This window comes from Adhaeribacter arboris, assembly GCF_003023845.1.
GTDB classification, from domain to species: Bacteria; Bacteroidota; Bacteroidia; order Cytophagales; family Hymenobacteraceae; genus Adhaeribacter; species Adhaeribacter arboris.
Window position 1 is genome coordinate 1829559 of record NZ_PYFT01000001.1, and the last position, 23142, is coordinate 1852700.

The window sequence follows — 23142 nt, forward strand, 5'->3', positions numbered from 1 at the left end:
TCAGTTTAAATTCGTACTATTTCGGAGTGGCTGAATCTCTTAAATTTACGCTAATCCAAATTATTTTCCAGTTTTAAACAGTTCTTTTTTAAATCTGGCTTTTACTTACTTTCCTGATTTTCTATGTTGGCATGATTACCCGATTTTTTCATTGTTTACTCGCTTTTTTCTTCCTTTTTACTTTAAGCTGTACTCCTTCTTGGGCGCAAAATTTACGTTCAGTTGATAAGAATTCTTCTCCGGCACGCACCCAACCTAATTTTTTGTTAATTAAACTTAAATCAGAGCACTGGTCAGTTGGGGCTAACCGCCAACCGTCCAGTGCGCCTACTAACTCCTTACAACAAGTGCTGGCGCAAATAAAAACCAGTTCGTACCGGCAAAAATTTCCTGAAACCAGCTCTTCTGCTAACTTAAAACCTGGGCAGGTTGATTTATCGCTGTGGTACGAAGTTCAATACCAAAACACAAAATTCACTTTCCCGCAATTACGCCGGATGCTGCTCGCCACCGGCCTGGTCGACCAGGTAGAGCCGGTTTATTTACCTGAAATCTTGTATCAACCTAATGATCCTTTGGCCGATTCCGTTACCGGCAATCAGTATTATTTGAAACAGATTCATGCGTACCAGGCCTGGGATATAGAAAAAGGTGATTCCACTATTGTCATCGGGATTCTGGATACCGGAACCCGCCTGGATCACGAAGATTTAATTAAAAATATAAAACATAATTACGCCGATCCAATTGATGGAACAGATAACGATAACGACGGCTATAGAGATAATTTTACCGGTTGGGATACTGCCGACCAGGACAATGATCCCTATTCCGGTGGGCACGGAACCTTGGTAACCGGAATTGCATCAGGAACCCCGGATAATAACACCGGTGTGGCGGGAGCAGGTTTTAATTGCCGCTATTTACCCGTTAAAGTTTTCTCTTCTGATGCAGATGGACCATTTGGAGGTTATGAAGGCATTAAATACGCCGCTGACCATGGTTGCCAGGTAATTAATTTATCCTGGGGGGGAGATAATCCGTATTCGCAGTTTGAGCAGGATGTAATTAACTATGCCGTTCTGAACAAAAACGCGCTGGTAGTGGCTGCTGGTGGCAATACTCCTAAAGAAATATATTTTTATCCGGCTTCTTACGAAAATGTACTGGCGGTTAGTAGCGTCGATCCGAATGACGTAAAAGTAGCTAGTCAAACTTTTAACTACGCCATTGATTTAACGGCTCCAGGCATTAATATTACGACTTCCAGCAGCAACGGCATTAGCACGTATGCAAGCGTGGGCGGTTCTTCTATGGCCACTCCCCAGGTTGCAGGCGCCGCCGGCTTGCTCCGAAAAAAATTTCCGACCTATACCGCCCGGCAAGTGGCAGAACAACTTCGCGTAACGGCCGACAATATTTACGGGGCCGGAACAAATAACTCGTACCTGGAAAAATTAGGCTATGGCCGGTTAAACATATACCGGGCCTTAACCGCGGTACAATCAAAGGCCGTCCGGAATACCAACAACACCTACGATTATCAGCGTACCTTAGCCGGCAACATTTTGCCGATTACCGGAACGTTTGAGAACGTACTATCGCCCACGGAAAATTTGCAGGTTACTCTTTCTTCACCTTCGCCTTACGTGTCTATTATCCGGAGCACCTATGCCGCCGGCGCTATGGCTACCTTATCTTCTAAAACCAATTCCGGGCAACCGTTTCAAGTTCTCATTCAGGAAGACATTCCCGCTAATCAAGGTGTTACTTTCCGGTATGGTTTTACCGACGGAACTTACACCGACTACCAATATTTTACTCTTATTCTTAATTCAGATTACGTGACTTTAAAAACCGGTGATTTAGACGCTACCATTACAAGCCGGGGAAACATTGGCTTTAATGGGCTAAATTTGAAACAAGGGGAAAGCGTAATTTATAAAAACTTTGACCAGATGTTAAGCGAAGGAGGTTTACTCGTGGGTACTTCGCCCGAAAAAGTATCGGATCACCTGCGCACTATTCCTCCGGAAACCGACGAAGATTTTACCGTAACCTCTGGAATCCGGTTCGCGGATACTAGTAAGCGGGCGGATGAAGAAGCATACGGCTCTTTTGAAGATAGATATCCGAGTAATGGAGCAGTAGGGGTAAGCGTAAAACAACGGGCTTTTGCCTGGCAAAGTGCTCCCTATATCATTCTGGAATACCAACTTACTAATACTACTTCAGAGCCGTTAACCAACCTGCACGCGGGTCTATTTGCCGACTGGGATATTGGTGATTATACCGATAATGCTGCTGTGTGGGATTCTGCTACCCGAACAGGCTACACTTATAATCCGGACAATCCAGAAGTATACGCGGGAATTACCTTACTTACCGATCAGCAAACCACTACTTATGCTATCCGCAACCCGGCCAGTGGTCCCGAGTCCATTAACCTGACCGATGGATTTAGTAATGCCGAGAAGTTTACCGTTTTAAGCAATACCTCGCGGCAAAACCAAAATACCGAAGGTTCCAATAACGACGTGTCGCAGGTAGTGGGTGGCGTACTTACGGATTTACCGCCGGGGGAAAGTACTACAGTGGCCTTTGCCTTGCTAGGAGCCGAAGGGGTGCCCGATTTACAAGAAGCTGCCCGGACTGCCCGCCATAAATACCAGTTAATAAAAGCTGGTCCGGTGCTGGTAAAACAAATAGATGCCGTTTGCCTGGGTGAAACCGCACTTATAAAACCAATAGGTGGTCGGAATTTTAAATTTTACGCCGATTCTACTGGTAAACAATTATTAAGTACCGGGACAGATTTTACCACTCCTCCCATGCAGCAAGCTACCACTTATTACGTCAGCAACACTGATTCACTATATGAAAGTCCGTTGACTGCCGTGCGAATTGTTCCCGCTAATAGCCAGGTACAGTTTGCTTTTTCTCCCAATCCAGTTTCTCCCGGTGCAAACGGACGAGTTACTTTTACCAACTTAACAACAGGTACCCAACAATGGAACTGGAACTTTGGCAATGGCACGCACAGTCGGGAACAGAACCCCACTATCCAATACACCCAACCCGGAACGTATCCGGTAACTCTGCGGGTAACAAATCAATACGGCTGTATTGATTCTCTCACGCAAACCATTGAAATCAAATACCTGGAATATATTCGGCAATGGCAGGAAAAAGACATTTTGGTCTATCCTATTCCTGCTTCTGAATTTATAAAGATTAATATATCGGCCGGGATGGATGCTACCCAAGGACTTTCAGTAAGTCTCGTGAATGTTATTGGGCAATCCATATTAAAGAAAGTAATACACCAGACTGGGAAACAGCAATTAGATTTAAGTAAACTAGCGAATGGTATTTATTATTTGCGCATCCAGGGTAGAGACGGACTTGTTACTCGCCGGATAGAAGTAGTACGATGATAAAATCAGCCATTCTCTCGTAACTATTTTTAGTTTGATTTAATATAATTCTTTACTATCTGGTTACTATTGCAGGTAATACAAAGCTGTACTTTTGACTGAGGTTTCTTGGAAACTTGAAAAAACTCCAAAGACTAACGGTTGATTGGTTCTTATCGCATTGCACATTTAACCAAAAACCCACCATAAAACGTACAGCCCTCGAAAGAGGGCTGTACGTTTAAATTTAAAATTAACACGTTTGTGCTTACCCTTGCATGGGAGCCGGAGCACTTTGCTCTTGCATCCGGATAAGGTTCAGGGCAGAACCGGCTTTAAACCAGGCAATCTGTCCTTCGTTGTAGGTATGATTTACTTCAAAGGTATGGGTTGTACCATCGGCATGGTGCAATACTACCTGCAACGGACTACCCGGAGCAAATTCAGTCAGGCCAATAATGTCTAAAGTATCATCTTCCTGAATATGATCGTAATCTTCTTTGTTCGCGAAGGTTAAGGCCAGCATCCCTTGTTTCTTCAGGTTGGTTTCGTGAATACGGGCAAATGATTTTACCAGTACGGCCAGAACTCCTAAATGACGCGGCTCCATAGCGGCGTGTTCCCGGCTGGAGCCTTCGCCGTAGTTTTCATCACCCACCACCACTGATCCAACTCCAGCTGCTTTATACGCCCGGGCTACGGCCGGCACTTCGCCGTAACCACCCGTAAGTTGATTTTTCACGTTATTGGCTTCGCCGTTAAAGGCATTAATGGCTCCAATTAACATGTTATTAGAAATATTATCTAAGTGTCCCCGGTATTTTAGCCAAGGACCAGCCATGGAAATATGGTCGGTAGTACATTTTCCCTGGGCTTTAATTAATAAGCGCAAACCCGTTAAATTACCACCTGACCAAGGCGCAAAACCTTCGAGTAACTGCAAACGATCGGAATTTGGATCTACAATAACATCTACCTGGTTCGGATCTTCGGCTGGCGCTACGTAACCAGCATCTTCTACATCGTATCCTTTTTCCGGGAAAGGAATACCTTTTGGTTCGTCTAATTTTACCTGTTCTCCGTTTTTATTCGGCAGAGTATCGGTAAGTGGGTTAAAGGTTAAGTCACCGGCAATGGCAAAAGCAGTTACAATTTCCGGCGAAGCCACAAACGCGTGGGTATTCGGGTTACCATCATTCCGTTTAGCAAAGTTCCGGTTAAAAGAAGTAATAATGGAATTTTTACGTTTCGGATCATCCGTATGACGCGCCCACTGTCCAATGCACGGACCGCAGGCATTTGCCAATACAACTCCACCAATCTTGGAGAAAGTATCCAGGATACCATCGCGCTCGGCAGTGTAACGTACCACTTCGGAGCCAGGGGTAATAGTATATTCCGCGTTAACGGTAAGACCTTTGTCGATAGCTTGTTGCGCCAGTGAGGCTGCCCGGGTAAGATCTTCGTAAGAAGAGTTAGTACAAGACCCAATCAAACCTACTTCTAATTTAGAGGGCCAGTTGTGTTCTCGTACGGCATCCGCGAAAAGAGAAATCGGCCAGGCCGCATCGGGCGTAAACGGTCCATTTACGTGCGGCTCCAGTTCGCTCAGGTTAATTTCAATTAATTGGTCGTAGTAAGCTTCCGGATTTGCGTATACTTCCTCATCGGCGCGCAGGTGCTCCGCCACTTGATCCGCCAATTCTGCTACATCTGCCCGATCCGTATGAATCAGGTATTCTCTCATTTCATTATCGTAGCCAAAAACAGATGTGGTAGCGCCAATTTCCGCGCCCATGTTACAAATGGTAGATTTACCGGAACAAGAAATATTGTTAGCACCTTCACCAAAATACTCTACAATAGCACCGGTACCACCTTTTACGGTTAAAATACCGGCCACTTTTAAAATGACATCTTTGGGAGCAGTCCAGCCGCTCAGTTTACCGGTTAGTTTCACCCCAATTACTTTCGGAAACTTCAGTTCCCAGGCCATACCCGACATGACGTCCACCGCATCTGCTCCTCCCACGCCGATCGCAATCATACCTACTCCACCCGCATTAGGGGTATGCGAATCGGTACCAATCATCATTCCGCCCGGGAAAGCGTAATTTTCCTGCACTACCGTGTGAATAATACCGGCGCCCGGTTTCCAGAAACCAATACCGTATTTATTAGAAACGGAAGCTAAGAAATCATACACTTCTTTGTTTTCGGTGTAAGCCTCGGACAAATCCTGGTTCGCTCCAACCCGGGCCTGAATTAAGTGGTCGCAGTGTACCGAAGAAGGCACCGCCGCTCTAGGTTTACCCGCTTGCATAAATTGCAGCAAAGCCATCTGGGCCGTAGCATCCTGCATGGCCACCCGGTCCGGGGCAAAATCGACGTACGATTTGCCGCGCTCGTACGCTTGCGTAGCCGGGCCATTATATAAATGAGCGTATAATATTTTTTCTGTCTGGGTGAGCGGACGGCCTACCACCTGACGCGCGGCCGTAATCTTTTCCCCTAATCCGGCATACACTGCCTTAATCATATCTATATCAAATGCCATAATATTGGTTGTTGTTGTGAAAATTAATTTTAACTAAGCCAAAACAGTTTTTGACCCACGCAAATCCAATTTGCGCAAATATATATAACCCCACATAAAAGTACTATTTCAATGGTAGCTATTTTACTATTTAAAATTATAACAAATAAGTCAGCATTTTCACTCCGGCAGGGTAAGGCTATTAAAAGTTTTTCATCCTATTAACCTTAAGACGGTTAAACGGAAACAATCGTTACTCTTCTTTCTTTTTTTATCATTTATACCTTTAAAGTGGGTTGGTTAGACGATGTTTCCGCCTACTCTCTTCTTCTGCTCCTGCCACCGCATCCGGTAAGCATTCATCGCAAAGCGACCTAATTTATCGAGCAAACGGTAGTTGACTACGGCTCCCACGGGAGCGCCAATTATTGGGATTAATTGCGCCATTTTAGCCAAATCAATGTAATCGCGGTATTCTTGCTGAAAAGTACGCCAATCGAACTGGTGAATATCATCGGGTAAAAGATGCTTTTGTTCTTCCCAGTTAATTATTTGTTGGTAGATGTAGGTGCGTTGTTCCTGACTGCTAAAAGCTAATTGAAAGATGTACAGTAAATAAAGCCGTTCTTTATAATGGCTTATATTATGGCCGTAAAGCGCGGCAATGTCGTAGAGCATTTTTAATTTTAGACTGAGTAACAACGGAAAATCGGCTAAGCCCAGCAAAATGCCTCCCGCCCCGGTAATCCCGCCTTCGGCCGCGGCCGTTTTTTTGTAAAATTCTATGCGTTCCTTAATAATGACTTCTTGTAGTTCTAAGGAGTAGTTATACGTTGGGGTACGGGTAGTAAATTCGGCCCCGAATAAAACCGCCCGAATCATTTGCTTAATGGTGGCGGTAATTACCTGGTGTACTTTTTCCGGAATGATAGCATTTATTTTTTGCTGAGCGCGTTTGGCCAACCAGTTTGCCAAAGTTGGTTTGCGCAACATTTGTTTTTGCCAGGACCTAAGTTCGTGTAAAACCTGTTCTTCGTAGACTGGCTGCAGCATACACTAACTTTTGAAAAGTTTGTCAATAAAATTAACTTAGAAAAAGAGCCAGTTTCCTTGTGGCTTAAACTCCTACAGGAAACCGGCTATGTACGTGCTTTCTAAACAAAAAATTAAAAATTTTATTAATTATTTAGTTGGGTACCAGTTCCGAAGGCGAACCTCGATTTGGGGATTTTTATCATTTACCAACTTCTTAAACGCTTCAACATCACTTAAACCCTCCTGACCCCGGTAATGGTACGGGTAAACTACTTTTGGTTTAAAAGCTAAAACGGCATCGGCGGCCTGGTTTATATCCATGGTGAAAGGTAGGTTCATGCATACAAAAGCGACGTCGATATTTTGCAAAGCCCGCATCTCCGGAATGTCTTCGGTATCGCCGGACAAGTAAATATTTTTACCGCCAATATTTAGTACGTAGCCATTGCCCCGGCCTTTTGGGTGGCGCGAATCGGGCGCTTCGGGTAAGTTATACATGGGCAGGGCAGTGATGCCTATACCCAACTGAATGGTTTGATCGCCGTTTTTCAGGATGGTGGCTTTTGGCTTAAGCGCAGCGGGCAACATTTCGGCTACGGCAGCCGGCACAATAAATTTAGCTTTACTAGTATTAATGGCTTCCAGAGTTTTTACATCCGCGTGATCGCCGTGAATATCGGTAATTAAAATAAGGTCGGGAGCGGCTAAACCGGTAAAAGCCTCTGCTCCACCGTACGGGTCTACATAAATGGTTTTGTTATTCCAGGTAAATACCACCGAACCGTGCAAAACGGGTTGCAGGGTTACCTTGCCCTTTTTAGTATCAAGCTGGTCGGCGGCAGCTCTTTGAGCCTGCACCTGGTTATACGTAATAGCCAATAATAGAACGAAAAGGTACTTAAGCGACATAGTTTTAAGTTTTAATTATAAATTTATGAAGGAACAATTACAAGGGCATTTGGTTATCTAAATTTCAACAGAGTTCGGTCTTACCTTCCGTTGCCTATATTATTCCGATGAGCCGAAGTTTTGTTTCATTTGAATTTTAGTTGTTTTTGAATATTCGGAAAAAATAGGCAGAGCTGGCATTTAACGGATGAATTTATCTTTTTTCAAGTAAAATTCTAAATAAGCTCTTAAATTTAATATAGGCAATTCCAGAAAATATTTTATTTTATATATAATAAAAACTAAATATTAACATCGGTTAGGTTTATAAATAAATACGGATTTTACCAAATAAAAACGTATTTTGCTGCCTCTAACTGGTTTTTCTATATAATTTTTTTTATTTTGAATCAAATTCTAGACAACCCGCAATAGTAACATAATCGTAACATTTATTTGCGTTACATATTGTTACTTTACACGTATAATACTACTACTTACTCCGTTCTCTTGGCCATTTAGAAAAGAGAATTGACTTCTTGTGATAGTTGGAGAAATAGTTAAGGTCTTTAATGGATTTAGAAGTCTTAAAAGCTTATTTAATTAGCATTAGTGGATATAAATTACTTTTAACAAGCTAAAAAAGATTAAAATATGGTTGTGGATTATTTGTATAAAATACAAAGCCTGGATGTAAATTCCTTGCAGTGGCAGGATCGGGAAGCTTTTGTTACCGTTTTAAGATACCTGAGCCGCCGTGTACGTGATCCTCATCTTCTGGATGAAATTAAAAACCAGATGCTGCGACTTCTTGCTAAATGTAACACCGTAGATAAATTAAAGCCGGCTCAGTAAACTGACCGGTTTTTTATTTATGTAGTGTTTGCTTTTAGAATACAAGGCATAATGAACTAATAAAGTATAGTTGAAATAGGAACTACTTTAAACGGTCAGTCAGTAGCTAATGGGGGCAATATATACCGGCTCATTAAGGCCTCTTTCAGATTTATTTTGCAAGGAGCCGGGTAAAATTTGTAATTTCAAAAGAGTGGAATAATTTAGGGGTCGCATTATACTCTAACGCTATGTCCACTACTTCTTTTTCCCGACGTGATTCTCTCAAATTATTAGGTGCTTCTGTCGGCCTGTCGTTGCTACCCGGTCAGACCCAGGCCGAACCGGTAGTAGCTCCTGGTCCTTTAACTTATTGCTTAAATTTAAGTACTATCCGTGGCCATAAATTAGGCTTCGTGAAAGAACTGGAAGTAGCTTCCAAGGCGGGTTTTCGCTCCGTAGAAATCTGGATGGACACCTTGCAAAATTACCTGAAAGAAGGCGGCACCGTGCAAGATGCCCGCAAAAGAATCAGCGATTTAGGATTAAAAATAGAAAATGCCATTGGTTTTGCCACCTGGATTGTGGACGATGATACCACCCGTAACAAAGGCTTAGAGCAATTGAAACAGGAAATGGAATTGTTGGCCCAAATAGGTTGCCACCGTACCGCCGCTCCTCCCATGGGAGCTACCGAACAACCCGGATTAGATTTAAAGAAAGCAGCCGAGCGGTACCGGACAATTTTGGAATTAGGAGAAAAAACCACTGTTATGCCGCAACTGGAAATGTGGGGCTTTTCGAAAAACCTGAGCCGGGTGAGCGAAGTAATGTACGTAGCCCTGGAAAGCGGCCATCCGAAAGCCCGGGTATTACTGGACGTGTATCATTTATACAAAGGAGGTTCCAGTATTGAAAGTCTGGCTTTGGTAGGCAAACCCGCATTAGAAATTTTTCACGTGAACGATTACGCCGCCGATATGCCCGTAGCTACCATCACCGATGCCGACCGTATTTACACCGGCGATGGAGTGGCTCCTATTCGTAAAATCTTACAAGCAGTGAAAGCACCGGACCGGCCGTTAGTTATTTCGTTCGAAGTATTTAATAAAAAATATTACACCCAGGAACCACTACTGGTAGCGCAAACTGCTCTTAACAAGATGAAGGCCGTAACGAAAGGGATTGGGTAAGAGTTAGCTTTACAATTTAAAATAAATATTTGCTCTTAGCTCATAGAAATTAAAAGAAAAGGTAGAAGAAAAATTTAGGCTAAATTGGTTTCTAAATTTTTATTCTACCTTTTTGCAAAACTGCTTTGAGATAAATACAGTATTATTCCTTAATTCTAAAGTAGTAAAATTTTAATATTTTTTCTTATCCATTTTCCGGCTCTTATCCAGATCAAAAACGCGGGAAATATTAAAACCAAAGAAAATATCCCCATTTTTCCAGGTACCCATATTGTCGGCAATTAGATTTTTTTCGATCATACCAATGGAATTACTGAACAATAACTGAAAAACGTGGCCACCCGTTTCAATATCAAAACTTAATGATAAAGCATTGGTGTAAGTATCGGCGGTATGACTGGGTAAAAGGTAAAAGTATTCGGCGTTAAAAGAAGTGCGTTTCGTTAGTTTGTGCCGACCAGCCAAACCAATAGCGTAAACATCACTCTCATCGCGACGCGTCGGAACTAGGTTGCGGTGAATCCAGGTGGGCGCTAGTTGTAAGGATAAGTTCTGGTTAAATTTGCGGGCAATTAACAGCTGGGTGGTATACGTAAGCCGGGATTTAAACATAACATCCCGCTCGGGATCGCCGGGACGTAAAGAATTTAAAGCCGCGCTGCCAAATAAAACCGCCGAAACAGGACGCTGCCAACCTCCCTCCTGCTGCCGCAAAAAACGGTATTTTAGAAAGCCATCGAAAGTTTTTTGGTAAGAACTCCGCCCAACCCCTACGTTTAAATTGTCGGTAAGGCCATATTCCAGAGCTAATCGCATAACGGCATTATCTAAACCAAAGAAATTATAAGCCCCACTGTTTAAGGTACCAAACCGGTGCGAGATGATCAGAACTAATTCTTTTTGTGCATTCGTCTGCACAGAGTGGCCGGTAATAATGCGCGTGCCCTTAAAAATACCCGTGGTATAACTAGCATTACTACTAGTGCTATCGGCGGCTTCGGCCAACTTTAGTAAATCATCGTCCTGGGCCGAAGCCTGGCGGGCAAACCCACTACAAAAAATCAAGAACAGGAACAAGTAATATTTCTGACGCATAGAATAACAATTTTACAGTTTATTGTTTGGCAACATAGGGCTCATACTGCATATCCACGTTAATCTGGATAATTTTGGCGATGTGACTGCGCACCAGCAACGGAATTTGGATATTGTATTCCTGGGGAGTAATAGTAAAGGTGGATTTGGCACCAATGCGATTACCTTTTACATCTAAAGTGCCATCGGCGGAAACTTGCCTGGATACCCCGTGAATAGTGAGGGTACCGGTTACTTTAGCGGGATATACGCCATCTTTCCGAAAATCGATGCTTTGAATATTGGTTATAGTGCCTTTGAAAGTGCCTTTGGGGTATTTATCGGTTTCCAGGAAGTTTTCGTTAAAATGCTCCTGCATCAGCGACTTTCGAAATTCAAAATTTTTCATGTTTACCGAAAATACCAGCTCGCCGGTATCAAAAGATAAAATAGAAGAAACGGCTTTATTGTGTGCTTCGATGTTTTCGATTGGTGTTTCGGAGAAAAACCAAATGTGCCCGGCCCGGGTGAAGTAGCGGTTCTGCGCCACTCCTTCACCACTGCCCAGCACTAGCAGCCACATTAGCAACAGGAAAACTTTCATGGAATACTAGTTAAGGAATGAGAAAATAAGTTTTAGGTAATAGGTATTCAGTAAAAATTTTTAAATAGAAGGAAAGCGTACCAGAGGAAGTTATTACTATGCCTCAGGTAAGAAGCTATGTTAATTATTAGGTGTTCCGTTGTCGATCCACTTTTTTATGCTGGCAATTTCGCAGTCGGATATTTTTGTACCGCCAAACGGCATTGGGGTATAACCTGGGGCATGGGTTATAGCGCCCATTAACTGACCGCTAGCGGCCCGTTTTTGCACTTCCGCGTAAGAATCCAGAATTACCCCCCCGAGGGAGCAGCTACCCCGTGACAACCAACACAACCCCGATTTTCTAAGATGGAGGTAACCGTACCGGAAAAAGTAACCGCCGAGGTATCGCAGGTACCCGTAGTAGGATACAAATCTTCTTCGTTATCGCTGGCACAGCTAGCCAATAATCCTAAATTCAACAGGCTCAGCCATAGAAAGGCCGTTCGCCATTTTAAATGGTGCATACGTTTCATTTAAATAGTTTCTTGTTAATACCAGTGGTTAGATCTTTATGCAGATCTACCGTTGTCAGGACCAAAGTAGAGCTCGTTTTGGGCCGTAGGAAAAGCCATGAGAAACAATTTTGCGCTCATCTGCTTACTTTTTTTAGTGTATGTTCTAGTTAGTTAATTACTTGCTCGGGGCTTATAAATTGGCTGCCTTGCCCCAGGCTATTTTTAAATAGTACCGGAAAAATTAAAATTTCTTTCTCAAATTCGTTTTAGTGAAAACTATATCCAACGTTAAAGAATATTCCCATACTGGTTAGATTTACCTTACCGGCTCCAATACCCGAAAGCGGAATTTTAACAAAAGGTTCTGCTCCTAGCGAAATACCCCGACTCATCTGGCGGCTATAACCGGCCGATAAGTTTAGTACCTGGAAAAAATGCCGGTTCTGGTTAGCTACAATCCAATGTTTGCTGTAAGGGTTACCATAATTTTCGTAATAATAACGGTAATCTTCGTGCAGCATAATATAACTGGACAAGCCCGTTTGCACATAAGCCACGTGCGTTGGTAAAGCCAAAAACGAATACCGTACATTCAACGGAATATCTAATACTTTACAAACTGCATTTATATCGTCGGGTAAATGAGCACCCGGTTGCCAGTAATTAGGCCCGGGATGATAATCTTCCAGTTTAGCGCCGTACACTTTGCGGGCCCGCACCAACCCGGTGGCAATTGTCCAACGCTTGCTTACCTGATAGCTTAGTATAACCCCAATGTTGGTACTGGCTTTTTCGGGTTTCACAAATCCCACGGTACTAAAATCCGGTCCTAATACCAGGGTTAGGCCTAATTTAGAAATAAATCGTTTACTCGTTTTCCGGATTGCCGAATCAGCCACGGCTTGCAACTGCGCCGAATCTAACACGGGTTTCTGGCTTTGAATAACCGCTTTTGTTGGTTGCTGAATGGAGTCCGCCGCTACCACTACATTTAAATTATTGTTCAATGAATCAGCTTCTAAAGCCTTCGTTTCCGGCTTTTGTTGGTTATTGTTAAAGGTTAAAGCTCGATCGTTAGGTGTATTGGTACTACTAGTATTGTTTTCGCCGGCACTTTTGGCTCCTACCTTATTTCTTACTCCGGAAATTTTGTTTACCCGATTCGTATTACGGGAATAAGTTGCTATTTTTTGCTTTGCTGTAACCCCATTAACCTGACCTAAAATTTGAGTTTCCCCCTTTTTTTGCTCTTTTACTTTAGGCAATGAAGCAGAAGCCCGGCTGTTTTCGGTGGAACTTTTAATGGCTTCCTTATCAAAATTTATCGTCGGTTTAACTTTGTTTGCTAATTTGGGGCTGGTAACCACCACAGGTTTTTCCGCCTGAATTTCTGATTCTTCTTTATTTAAGTTACTTTCCCGATCAACAAAGTGGTACACCAGCCATCCGGAAACTAATAACAAAAATACCAGCACCGATCGCTTCATCCAGGTGGCATAAGCCGGCTTTGGCCGATCGGCTGCATCCAGCTTTTTCTCCATTTCCTGCCAGGCCTCAGGTTCAAATTCCGGTTGAAACGATTCCGCTGCCTGCCGGAACATATTATCCAGTTCTTCTTCCTCAGGCATATTTCTTGAATTCATCCGGTTGACTTTTTTTTAACATGGCCTGCAAATTCGCGCGGGCCTTCGACAAGTTTGATTTAGAAGTACCTACCGAAATATTCAGCAATTCCGAAATTTCTTCGTGGGTATAGCCGTCAATGGCATACAGGTTAAAAACGGTTCGATAACCCGGCGACAACCGCTGAATTAATTGCATCAAGTCGGCGTGGCTCAACTGATGGGTAATATTTTCGGCAGTTGTTTCTTTTTCGGCTTCTTCTATATCACGGTGGTGGTAATGTTTGTAATTATGGCGGTAATTATCCAGGGCAGTATTTATCATTACCCGGCGCAACCATCCTTTAAACGATTTTTCGGTGTCGTATTTTTCAATTTTGGTGAACACTTTCATAAACCCATCATTGAGCACTTCGCGGGCTTCTTCGTTACTTTTGGAATAGCGCACGCAAATGCTCATGGCGTAGCCATAGAAGTATTGATACAACTTTCGCTGCGCATCCCGGTCCGACTGCAAGCAGCCCTGAATCAGGAGTCGAATATCTTCAAAACTTTTTTCAGCCACGTACTTCTGTTTTGCCCCACCAGCACGGATGGTTTTAAGCGATGGTTGCCTGGGTTAATCAAATATTTTAAAATTTATTTAAAATAAGAATTTCTTCTTACATCTGGTTCTATACTGTAATAAAAATAACAGCTTAGTAAAAATGCTAAGTAAGTTGGATAATTTACCAAAGCCACGGTGATTTTTTAACTTGTACATTTAAATGTTTAGAATTATTGAATAAATACATGTGGCAAATTTTTTCCACAATCGAATCAATTCGTTGGCTTAAAAAATAACAGTTATTGAGATTTCACCTTACTTAAATACCATTAACAATGTGGATAACTCGTTGATAACCCGCAGTAATCCACAATTCAGCATTTGTCTTTGGTAGTTGGCACCTAAATTGAGGCTTTACGTAAAAAAGTATGCAAGCCGAATATTTTTCACTTGGACGTAAAGATTTGCTAAAAATTTTCGTTTCTTTGAAAATTTAATAATCAGACCCAGGTTAAAAGCTGGTTAATTGCATATTTTCGATTTAGGTAAATAGGCAATCAGCATTTATTTTATTTAGCAGAACCAGTTAGATAGATTTTCAAGAGTAATACTTTGCCAATGAAACACTTGCAAAGTTCACTTAAACAATCCGCTGGCTTGGTTCGTTTTACATTCATTTAGTATCACCTCAATTTTTACCCGAAAACTATGATCTACCAGGAATCTCAGGGAAAACAATTTTTAACTAGCGTCCATCATTATTTCGACGAAGCCGCGCGGCATTCTACCTTACCGCCCGGCATACTGGAACAAATTAAAATTTGTAACAGTGTTTATAAGGTAAACTTTCCGGTAGAAGTAAACGGCAAAGTAGAGGTAATTGAAGGTATCCGGGCGCAGCACAGCCACCACAAACTACCTACCAAGGGGGGAATCCGGTACAGCATGCACGTAGATGAAGACGAGGTAATTGCCTTGGCTACACTCATGACTTTTAAATGTGCCCTGGTGGATGTTCCGTTTGGCGGCGCCAAAGGCGGCGTTAAAATAAATCCCCGGACCACCCCGGTGGAAGTGCTCGAAAAAGTTACCCGCCGCTACGCCAGTGAACTCATCAAGAAAAATTTAATTGGCCCGGGTATGGACGTTCCCGCCCCCGATTATGGTACCGGTAGCCGCGAAATGGCTTGGATTGCCGATACGTATCATACTTTTAAATACGGCGAAACCAGCGCTTTGGGCTGCGTTACGGGGAAACCGGTGGGTCAAGGGGGTATCCGGGGGCGGACCGAAGCAACCGGCTTAGGCATTTATTTTGGTTTGCGGGAAGCTTTGCAGGACGTGGAAATTTTAAACCAGCTAAAAATTACGCCCGGTATGGCCGGTAAACGCATGATTTTGCAAGGCTTAGGAAACGTAGGTTATCACGCTGCTCATTTCTGCCAGCAAGACGGCGTCATTATTACCGGCATTGCGGAGCGGGAAGGCGGCATTTATAATCCGGATGGCCTGGACATTGAAGCGGTTATGAAGCACCGCAAAGAATCAGGTTCCATTTTAAACTATCCGGGAGCTACGAACGTGGAAAAATCGGTAGACTTGCTCGAATACGAATGTGATATTTTGCTGCCGGCCGCTTTAGAAAATCAAATCGACGAAAAAAATGCGGCTCGCATCAAAACAAAAATCATTGCCGAAGGCGCCAACGGACCCGTTACGCAACCGGCGGAGCAAATTTTACTGAGCCGCAATATTTATATCTTACCGGACTTGTACCTGAACGCGGGCGGTGTAACGGTATCGTATTTTGAATGGCTGAAAAACCTGTCGAATGTACGCTTTGGCCGGATGGGAAAACGCGCCGAAGAAGCTAGTTTGCGCCGGATTATTGATACCATTGAAACCTCTACCGGTAAAAGTATTTCGACCAAAGAAAGGCAATTAATTATCCGGGGAGCCGATGAAATTACCTTAGTGCATTCGGGTTTAGAAGATACCATGATTCAGGCTTACCACGAAATGCGCGAAGTAATGCGGCAGCACCCTACCATTTCGGATTTACGAACGGCGGCGTTTTACAGTGCTACCGAGAAAATAGCGGTTAGTTATTTATCGTTGGGAATTTTTCCTTGATAAAATTTTGAAAAGATGTAAGTAGTTCATTTGCTTCGATACTCAAAAAGAAACCCGCCAGATTTTGAAATTTGGCGGGTTTTGTTATTTACGTTTATTGCTGCAGTTTTTTTACTTTCTCCTGCTGGATGGTAAAATACTCTTCCCAGTCCGAGATGGTGGTGTCGTCGAAGGTAATGTTACGGTTAATAAGCTCTTGCTTAAAGTCGTCGAAGCTAAGGTCATACCATTTTTCCAGCTTGTGCGAGGGGTGCGTCAGGCCGAAGTCGTTGGCCAGGTAAGTAAAAAACTGGTTGTTGATTTCATTCAGTAATACTCCGTTATCCATAATTACCGACTGTTTAAGTGAATAAAATAATTACTACGCAGGGTACCAATCAATGTTAAGCGCATCAACATCTTACACTAAAATACAGAATTTATTCGTCTGACCGAAGCGCTCAAACTTTTTTTTAAAATAAATTGATTTTTCTTCGGAAATAAATCTACAATTCGACTAACCTATTTTAGAAAATTAACCCGCTCGAGGCTTTTTATAGTTATTAAATGCTATGGAATTAATCAATTTGGCTAACCTTCTGTTCTACTTTATAATCCTGCAAGTATTTATTCACGGCTAGTTCTTTGGCTTTGGCTTCGAACATAATATCTATTTCCTGATTGTAAGTTTTAACTTCTTCGTATAAATAATCGGCGTGAGCGGTGGGTACGGATGCCGGGTCTTCGTACTTTTTCTTGGAACTGGAATAATGGACCACTGGGGTTATCTCTTTGGGCCAAGTGCTTACGGCGGCTAGTAAAGCTTCTTCTTCGTTTAAACCGCCCGGGCAAAATGGATGATGAAAATAATCGAAAGTAACGGGAATATGGGTTTGTTCGTGCAGCCACAATAAATCGCGCACGCTGAACATGTTGGCCTTGTCGTCGTTTTCTACCGCCAATCTTCTCCGGACATTATCCGGTAAGCGCAGGTAATTTTCGGCGAACCGGGCCAAAGCCGCTGCTTTATCCCCGAAAGCGCCCCCCACGTGAATATTTATTTTCGCGTAAGGCGTTTGCGGTAAGTTCAACAAATCCATCACCACGGCGTGTTGGTTTAGCTCGTGCAAGGTTTTAGTTACCACATTCTCCGACTGCGCCGCTAAAACGTTAAACGGACCCGGATGGTAAGTAAGTCGGAGTCCGCTTAGGGCTGCTTTTTCACCACAGCGTTTAAGAATAGCACTAAGTTGCTCGTAATCTGGTAAATCTGCCACCTGGTACTGACTCATCCAGGGCAACATATCCGAACTCATCCGGAAAAACAAGATATTATGCTCAATATTCCAATCCAATACCTTTTCAAAATCGGTAAAATTAGCCAACGCCAGCGCCGAAGCGTACGGAACTCCTTTCTCCAGAAAAGTCCGTTTCATCATGGAGCGGTTTACCTGAATTTTTTGAGCGGCTAAAGTTAAATTAATGGAGGCGTAGCCAAAGCGCATAGATCATAGTTTTATAATGTTCAAACCGGATTTTAGAATAAATATGCTCCGGAGGAAAATAGTTACGTAAAGCAAGCCAGTAAAGCCAAAAGCTCCAGAAACTTATTAGAATGTAATAACCGAGAGCCTTACGGATTGTTCCGGTAAAAAGTACGGATAAGGAGCCTTTCAACAGTTTAACTTTTTATAAATAGGAAGCCTTACGTTATTTGCCACATGCAGGGATCCGTAGATGGCCGGATTAAACAAAATAGCTGGGGGTTTAAAGACTACCACAAGTATTTTGAAGAAACCGCCGAAAAAATTCCGGCCGACGCCTGGTTGGTAGGCCAGGTAACGATGCAGGAGTTTTCGAGTAAACAACCGTATGTTCTGGAATCCGGAAAGGAAGATTTTCCCAAAAAAGACTTTGTTGCCGATCAGCCGGCAAAAACTTTCGCGGCAGTAATTGACCCCGCCGGCAAATGTTTCTGGGATACCAATAGGGTTTCTACGGAACATGTAATTGAAGTACTCACCGAAAATATACCAATTGGTTACTTGGAGCACCTTCGAAGCAAAAACGTTTCTTATGTTTTCGGCGGGAAAGAAGAACTAAATTGGGAACGGGTATTAAATAAATTGCACGATCTTTTTAACATTCAAATTCTTCGGATAGATGGCGGCGGACACGTAAACGGCTCTTTCCTGAAAGCCAACTTAATAGATGAATTTAGCCTGGTTTTGGCTCCGGTGGCCGATGGCGCCATTGGTTCTCCTACGGTTTTTGAAGTAGAAGAAGGTTACGGCGCCCGGAAAGCTACCCAATTCAAAATCAAATCGGTGGAGTAGATATACGGCGACTTTTTATGGATTCGCTACCAAATTATAAAAGATACTATTCAGGAACGGTAAGTTGGGTCGAGTTTAAACCTTCTTGTTTTGCATCTGTCTTTTGTAAATGGTAGAAAAAGCACGAAAGCCATCTATAGCTTGTAAGTAGGGTATTATTCGAGTAATGCACGGAAGTAAATCCGCGTTATAGCACTTTTTCTCATTTTGTATCATACCTCTCTTCCTCTTTACTCGAATAATAAACTATGTGAGCTTCGTGAGAAATTTCTTTTAACAGAATAAAAGAAATTTTATCCGGAAATTTTAATTTCGAAGGTTTTAAAATTTAGTAAGTTTCCTGGACAAATTGTCTTAACCTTCCTGTTATGAAAAAATTTTCCCGCTCGTTCTTTTGGTAAGTTATTTCTGCCTTTCCCTAATTCCCCCCAAGCCAAAATCCATTTCTTTATTCAACGGCAAAAACTTTAAGGGTTGGCAAGGCGATACGCTCCATACCTGGCGTATTCAGGAAGGGGCTTTAGTGGGAGGATCGCTCACCGAAAAAGTACCGCACAACGAGTTTCTCAGCACAACTAAAAGCTACTCCCATTACATCTTAAAGTTAAAATTTAAACTAACCGGCACCGAGGGTTTTATAAACGGGGGCGTCCAGTTTCACAGCCAACGCATTGCTAACCCACCCCACGAAATGACCGGTTACCAGGCCGACCTGGGTAAAGGTTACTGGGCTAGTTTGTACGACGAATCCCGCCGCGATAAGTTACTTGCTACTGCCGATTCCCTGCTGGTAAAACAAGTACTGAAACCGAATGACTGGAACGATTACGAAGTAAGAACGCAAGGAAAGCGCATTCAAATATATTTAAACGGCAAACAAACCGTAGATTACACCGAAGAAGATGCCAGTATTCCCCAATCCGGTTTGATTGCTTTACAAACGCACGGTGGTGGTAAAGTAGAGGTGTATTATAAAGATATCCAACTGACAGAAATACCTAGAAAAAAGTACAGTAATTAAAGTAAACCCTCTAACCAAAAATTATCAAGCAGATTATTATTTTAAATCCAAATTCCTCTATTTTTTATAAGGTTTATTCTTAACTTCCTGATCTTAATCTATAATTTATACCCAATGGAAAGGAATAAGACGTATTCGCAAGGAGCAGTAGCTAAGAATAAATGAAGTCAGTTTGGCTGTAGAGGGCCTTCTAAGGTTCCGGTCCCGCAGGCATTCCGACGGGTAGGGGCGTGCTGCGCACGTTCCCACCCGCTCGGAAGAGTTAAACGAGGCCCGCCGGCCACGAGGCAAACTGGTTACTGCTCCACCGCAACAGCACCGCCAACGGGAGACTGGAAAAGGCTCCAAAGATAATCTGTCCTTAATATGTCTGTCCTATTTCAATCTAGTATTATTGCAACTCGGGTCATTTTTGCTTGTAAAAAAATCTGTAAGTAAACCGGTATTTCTTGCCTTTTTCTTCAAGCCTTTATTAATTTTAAGTGGATGTGCTTTTTAATCTAATATAAACTTAAAACAATACCGTTATTATGAACCTACCCCGTTCGTTTATTTTAATTTTGCTTACTTTATTTCTTAATTCCCCCATAATAGCCAAGCCAAACCCTAAAGCTCTTAAGGTGAAAAAGGCGGCTAAATACGATCGGGATTATACCTTGCAAACCACCATTTTAGGTTATTACAGCCCCGAGGGAAAACGAAACCCGGTACTTCAGGCCAAAAAGGGAGAAACCGTGCGCATTAAAATTGTGAACGGCGAGCTAATGACCCACGATATTGCCTTGGAGAAAATTGGCGTTAAAAGTAAAGTACTCGTGGAAAAAGGCGATACGGCCAGTGTAGTTTTTAAAGCCACGCAAAGCGATACCTACTTCTGTACCATTCCGGGTCACCGGGCAGCCGGTATGGTAGGCAAATTTGAAGTGGTAGCCCAAATTGCCGCTACCGAGGAAACTATTGCGGGCATAATTCCTAAAAAAACCGGTAAAGCCTTAAACGTAAACTTTGAAAAAGGCAGCCTGCTTGATTGGACCAGCGAAGGCGATGCGTTTACTAATCCGCTGGTATCTAGTGATCCTTCTCCCATGCACGAAAAAGACATGCCTATTAATAAATCAGGTAAGTACTTTGTGAGCAGCGGCGGCACCAAAAACTATAAACGGACCGGTACTCTTACCTCGGTACCTTTTACCGTTACCCAACCTTTTGCTTCGTTTAAAGTTTCCGGCGGCGCTTTGCAAGATACCCGGGTAGAATTAGTACGGGCCGATAACAAAGAAGTATTTTTTCAGATTACCGGAAGTGGCCGGGCTACCTTGCAACCGGTGGTGGTGGATTTATCACCCGTCATGAACAAAGATATTTTTATTCGCTTGGTAGATAACGAAACCGGTATTTCTACCATTCCCTATATTAAAGACGATATTTGGGCCCATATTAACTTCGATGACTTTCAGTTTCACGCCACTCGTCCGAATTTTACTAATGAATTAAAGCAAAGCGATATTATTATTCTGCCGCCCTTGGATCCGGTGACGCATTCCGGACTTTCCGGGATAGAAGCCGCCAAAGCTATGACCCTGGCGCCCGGTTTTTCCGTTAAATTAGCTGCCTCCGAGCCGGAGATTATTCGCCCGATCAGTTTTACGATTGATGCCAAGGGAAGATTATGGGTAGCCGAAGCGCATACTTATCCGGTGCGGGCTCCCGAAGGCCAAGGCAAGGACCGTATTTTGATTTTTGAAGATACCAACGGCGACGGAACGCTGGATAGCCGGAAAGTATTTACCGAAGGCTTAAACCTGATCAGCGCCATTGAAATAGGTATGGGAGGTGTTTGGTTAGGTTCTGCTCCTCACCTTTTATTCATCCCGATTGATAAAACCGGTGATAAACCAGCTGGTCCGCCGCAAATTTTGTTAGATGGCTGGGGTTACGAAGATACGCACGAAATGCTGAACAACTTCCGGTGGGGGCCAGATGGCTGGTTGTACGGTACGCACGGGGTATTTACGAAATCGAACGTGGGCAAACCCGGAGCGCCGGATTCTGAGAGAACCAAGTTAAATGCCGGAGTATGGCGTTTTCACCCGACTACCAAGAAATTTGAATTATTTGCCGAAGGAACCAGTAACCCCTGGGGAATTGATTGGAATGATTACGGCCATTCGTTTATCACCGTTTGCGTAATTCCGCACATGTTCCACGTTATTCAGGGAGCGCGTTATCAGCGCCAGGCCGGTGAACACTTTAACAAATTTACCTACGACGATATTAAACAATCCGGCGACCACGTGCATTGGATTGGCGATCGCGGACCGCATGCGGGTAACTTTAGATCTAACGCCAAAGGGGGCGGCCACGCTCACGCCGGCGCTATGATTTATTTAGGCAGCGAAAACTGGCCAAAGGAATTGCGTAATCAAATTTTCATGAATAACATTCACGGTAGCCGGATAAACATGGATTTACTGAACCCGAAAGGTTCCGGCTACCAGGTGGGACACGGGAAAGATTTCCTGGAAACGAACGATACCTGGTCGCAGTGGTTAAACTTCCGGTACGATGCCAGCGGCTCGGTTTTCGCCATTGACTGGTACGACAAAAACCAATGCCACAGTTCCAACCCCGATGTGCACCAAAAAACCATGGGTCGTATTTTTAAAATCAGCCATGAGTCGGATAAGTTCGTGCAGGTAGATTTAACCAAAGCTTCGGATATGGAACTGGTTAACTACCAACTGTACCCGAATGAATGGTACGTACGCAATGCCCGGTTAATTTTGCAGGAACGCGGCCCGAATAAAAAAGTACACAAAGCCTTAAAGAAAATCCTGAACGAAAATCAAGATCCTACCCGTAAACTACGCGCCTTATGGGCCTTGCACGTAACCAAAGGTAGCAGCGAGAAAGAATTACTGGCTTTGTTGGACAACGATAACGAACACGTCAGAAGCTGGGCCATTCAGCTTTTAGCCGAAGACAAAAACTTATCGGAGGCGGCTTTAAAGCGCTTTGCCGAAATGGCGAAAAATGATAAATCAGCGGTGGTAAGGTTGTATCTAGCTTCGGCTATCCAAAGAACGACTCCCGAGAAAAGATGGGAAACTCTGGCGGCTTTGATGCAGCACGAAGAAGACAAAGAAGACCATAATTTGCCTTTAATGCTGTGGTACGCCTTTGAACCAACCGTACCAACCGACATGAACAAAGCCTTAGAAGTAGCCCAAAAAGCCAAAGTGCCGAATATTTTACCCTACACGGTAAAAAGAATCAGCGACATGAAATCGGCCGAGTCGTTAAAAACTTTACAAGGCTTCCAGCAACGCCTCGACGCCAACGATCATTCTCATCAAAGTCATGAGTTACAAGCTTTGTTGAAAAAGGCACTTGAATCGAAGTAACTTTGATTAAATAAAATTAAAAA

At 43.2% G+C, this 23142-nt stretch carries 18 protein-coding genes; 7 read left to right on the forward strand and 11 right to left on the reverse strand.

Going from position 1 to position 23142, the window contains the following annotated elements:
- The first annotated feature begins 263 nt into the window (after positions 1–263).
- The gene (locus tag AHMF7605_RS07540) at positions 264–3437 is read left to right on the forward strand and encodes a S8 family serine peptidase (RefSeq protein ID WP_158267466.1); all 3174 of its coding nucleotides are present in this window, start codon (positions 264–266) and stop codon (positions 3435–3437) included.
- Between the two features lie 247 nt (positions 3438–3684).
- Here AHMF7605_RS07540 and AHMF7605_RS07545 read toward each other — a convergent pair whose 3' ends face one another.
- The 3 genes from AHMF7605_RS07545 to AHMF7605_RS07555 form a co-directional block, all read right to left on the reverse strand.
- Positions 3685–5973 (reverse strand): aconitate hydratase, encoded by a 2289-nt coding sequence (locus tag AHMF7605_RS07545; RefSeq protein WP_106927965.1) that lies wholly within the window; start codon positions 5971–5973, stop codon positions 3685–3687.
- A gap of 279 nt (positions 5974–6252) precedes the next feature.
- The gene (locus tag AHMF7605_RS07550; RefSeq protein WP_106927967.1) at positions 6253–7005 is read right to left on the reverse strand and encodes an EcsC family protein; all 753 of its coding nucleotides are present in this window, start codon (positions 7003–7005) and stop codon (positions 6253–6255) included.
- Positions 7006–7134: 129 nt separating this feature from the next.
- Entirely contained in the window at positions 7135–7896 is a 762-nt protein-coding gene (locus tag AHMF7605_RS07555) for an MBL fold metallo-hydrolase (RefSeq protein WP_106927969.1), read from the reverse strand.
- A 633-nt stretch (positions 7897–8529) separates the two neighbouring features.
- On the opposite strand from AHMF7605_RS07555, the gene AHMF7605_RS07560 reads away from it, so the two are divergent.
- Complete coding sequence (locus AHMF7605_RS07560; protein WP_106927971.1) at positions 8530–8730, forward strand: hypothetical protein; 201 nt, start codon at positions 8530–8532, stop codon at positions 8728–8730.
- Between the two features lie 230 nt (positions 8731–8960).
- Positions 8961–9902 carry a sugar phosphate isomerase/epimerase family protein gene (locus AHMF7605_RS07565; RefSeq protein ID WP_106927973.1) on the forward strand — a complete coding sequence of 314 codons (942 nt, stop codon included), beginning with the start codon at positions 8961–8963 and terminating at the stop codon, positions 9900–9902.
- A gap of 171 nt (positions 9903–10073) precedes the next feature.
- Here AHMF7605_RS07565 and AHMF7605_RS07570 read toward each other — a convergent pair whose 3' ends face one another.
- From AHMF7605_RS07570 to AHMF7605_RS07590, 6 genes are all read right to left on the reverse strand, one after another.
- The gene (locus AHMF7605_RS07570) at positions 10074–10997 is read right to left on the reverse strand and encodes a DUF5777 family beta-barrel protein (protein ID WP_106927975.1); all 924 of its coding nucleotides are present in this window, start codon (positions 10995–10997) and stop codon (positions 10074–10076) included.
- Positions 10998–11016: 19 nt separating this feature from the next.
- A complete protein-coding gene (locus AHMF7605_RS07575) occupies positions 11017–11580 on the reverse strand; it encodes a YceI family protein (protein ID WP_106927977.1) in 564 nt (187 codons plus the stop codon).
- Between the two features lie 120 nt (positions 11581–11700).
- On the reverse strand, positions 11701–11913 hold the full coding sequence (locus tag AHMF7605_RS29450) for a hypothetical protein (protein ID WP_146153537.1): 213 nt from the start codon (positions 11911–11913) through the stop codon (positions 11701–11703).
- Complete coding sequence (locus tag AHMF7605_RS07580) at positions 11871–12095, reverse strand: hypothetical protein (RefSeq protein ID WP_146153538.1); 225 nt, start codon at positions 12093–12095, stop codon at positions 11871–11873. The genes AHMF7605_RS29450 and AHMF7605_RS07580 overlap by 43 nt, the downstream gene beginning before the upstream one ends.
- A gap of 248 nt (positions 12096–12343) precedes the next feature.
- A complete protein-coding gene (locus AHMF7605_RS07585) occupies positions 12344–13720 on the reverse strand; it encodes a hypothetical protein (protein WP_146153539.1) in 1377 nt (458 codons plus the stop codon).
- Positions 13698–14264: an RNA polymerase sigma factor gene (locus tag AHMF7605_RS07590; RefSeq protein WP_106927983.1), complete on the reverse strand. Its 567-nt coding sequence runs from the start codon at positions 14262–14264 to the stop codon at positions 13698–13700. Before AHMF7605_RS07590 ends, AHMF7605_RS07585 begins: the two co-directional genes overlap by 23 nt.
- A 690-nt stretch (positions 14265–14954) precedes the next feature.
- On the opposite strand from AHMF7605_RS07590, the gene AHMF7605_RS07595 reads away from it, so the two are divergent.
- Positions 14955–16379, forward strand: a complete 1425-nt coding sequence (locus tag AHMF7605_RS07595; RefSeq protein ID WP_106927985.1) for a Glu/Leu/Phe/Val family dehydrogenase — start codon at positions 14955–14957, stop codon at positions 16377–16379.
- Positions 16380–16473: 94 nt separating this feature from the next.
- Here AHMF7605_RS07595 and AHMF7605_RS07600 read toward each other — a convergent pair whose 3' ends face one another.
- Positions 16474–16707: a hypothetical protein gene (locus AHMF7605_RS07600; protein WP_106927987.1), complete on the reverse strand. Its 234-nt coding sequence runs from the start codon at positions 16705–16707 to the stop codon at positions 16474–16476.
- A 229-nt stretch (positions 16708–16936) separates the two neighbouring features.
- Positions 16937–17863, reverse strand: a complete 927-nt coding sequence (gene uvsE / locus AHMF7605_RS07605) for a UV DNA damage repair endonuclease UvsE (RefSeq protein ID WP_106927989.1) — start codon at positions 17861–17863, stop codon at positions 16937–16939.
- A 207-nt stretch (positions 17864–18070) separates the two neighbouring features.
- On the opposite strand from uvsE, the gene AHMF7605_RS07610 reads away from it, so the two are divergent.
- The 3 genes from AHMF7605_RS07610 to AHMF7605_RS07620 all read left to right on the forward strand — a co-directional run bounded on the left by AHMF7605_RS07610 (position 18071) and on the right by AHMF7605_RS07620 (position 23119).
- Positions 18071–18694 (forward strand): dihydrofolate reductase family protein, encoded by a 624-nt coding sequence (locus AHMF7605_RS07610; protein ID WP_262512382.1) that lies wholly within the window; start codon positions 18071–18073, stop codon positions 18692–18694.
- A gap of 394 nt (positions 18695–19088) precedes the next feature.
- The gene (locus AHMF7605_RS07615; RefSeq protein WP_233218973.1) at positions 19089–19715 is read left to right on the forward strand and encodes a 3-keto-disaccharide hydrolase; all 627 of its coding nucleotides are present in this window, start codon (positions 19089–19091) and stop codon (positions 19713–19715) included.
- 530 nt (positions 19716–20245) lie between these two features.
- Positions 20246–23119 (forward strand): PVC-type heme-binding CxxCH protein, encoded by a 2874-nt coding sequence (locus AHMF7605_RS07620; RefSeq protein ID WP_106927995.1) that lies wholly within the window; start codon positions 20246–20248, stop codon positions 23117–23119.
- Positions 23120–23142: the final 23 nt, after the last annotated feature.

Bases quoted from the DNA above. Each gene is read 5' to 3' on its own strand.
- AHMF7605_RS07620 (WP_106927995.1), top strand. From the start codon at position 20,246: ATGAACCTACCCCGTTCGTTTATTTTAATTTTGCTTACTTTATTTCTT.
- AHMF7605_RS07550 (WP_106927967.1), bottom strand. From the start codon at position 7,005: ATGCTGCAGCCAGTCTACGAAGAACAGGTTTTACACGAACTTAGGTCC.
- AHMF7605_RS07575 (WP_106927977.1), bottom strand. From the start codon at position 11,580: ATGAAAGTTTTCCTGTTGCTAATGTGGCTGCTAGTGCTGGGCAGTGGT.
- AHMF7605_RS07595 (WP_106927985.1), top strand. From the start codon at position 14,955: ATGATCTACCAGGAATCTCAGGGAAAACAATTTTTAACTAGCGTCCAT.
- AHMF7605_RS07580 (WP_146153538.1), bottom strand. From the start codon at position 12,095: ATGAAACGTATGCACCATTTAAAATGGCGAACGGCCTTTCTATGGCTG.
- AHMF7605_RS07570 (WP_106927975.1), bottom strand. From the start codon at position 10,997: ATGCGTCAGAAATATTACTTGTTCCTGTTCTTGATTTTTTGTAGTGGG.
- uvsE (WP_106927989.1), bottom strand. From the start codon at position 17,863: ATGCGCTTTGGCTACGCCTCCATTAATTTAACTTTAGCCGCTCAAAAA.
- AHMF7605_RS07600 (WP_106927987.1), bottom strand. From the start codon at position 16,707: ATGGATAACGGAGTATTACTGAATGAAATCAACAACCAGTTTTTTACT.
- AHMF7605_RS07555 (WP_106927969.1), bottom strand. From the start codon at position 7,896: ATGTCGCTTAAGTACCTTTTCGTTCTATTATTGGCTATTACGTATAAC.
- AHMF7605_RS07585 (WP_146153539.1), bottom strand. From the start codon at position 13,720: ATGAATTCAAGAAATATGCCTGAGGAAGAAGAACTGGATAATATGTTC.
- AHMF7605_RS07560 (WP_106927971.1), top strand. From the start codon at position 8,530: ATGGTTGTGGATTATTTGTATAAAATACAAAGCCTGGATGTAAATTCC.
- AHMF7605_RS07545 (WP_106927965.1), bottom strand. From the start codon at position 5,973: ATGGCATTTGATATAGATATGATTAAGGCAGTGTATGCCGGATTAGGG.
- AHMF7605_RS07565 (WP_106927973.1), top strand. From the start codon at position 8,961: ATGTCCACTACTTCTTTTTCCCGACGTGATTCTCTCAAATTATTAGGT.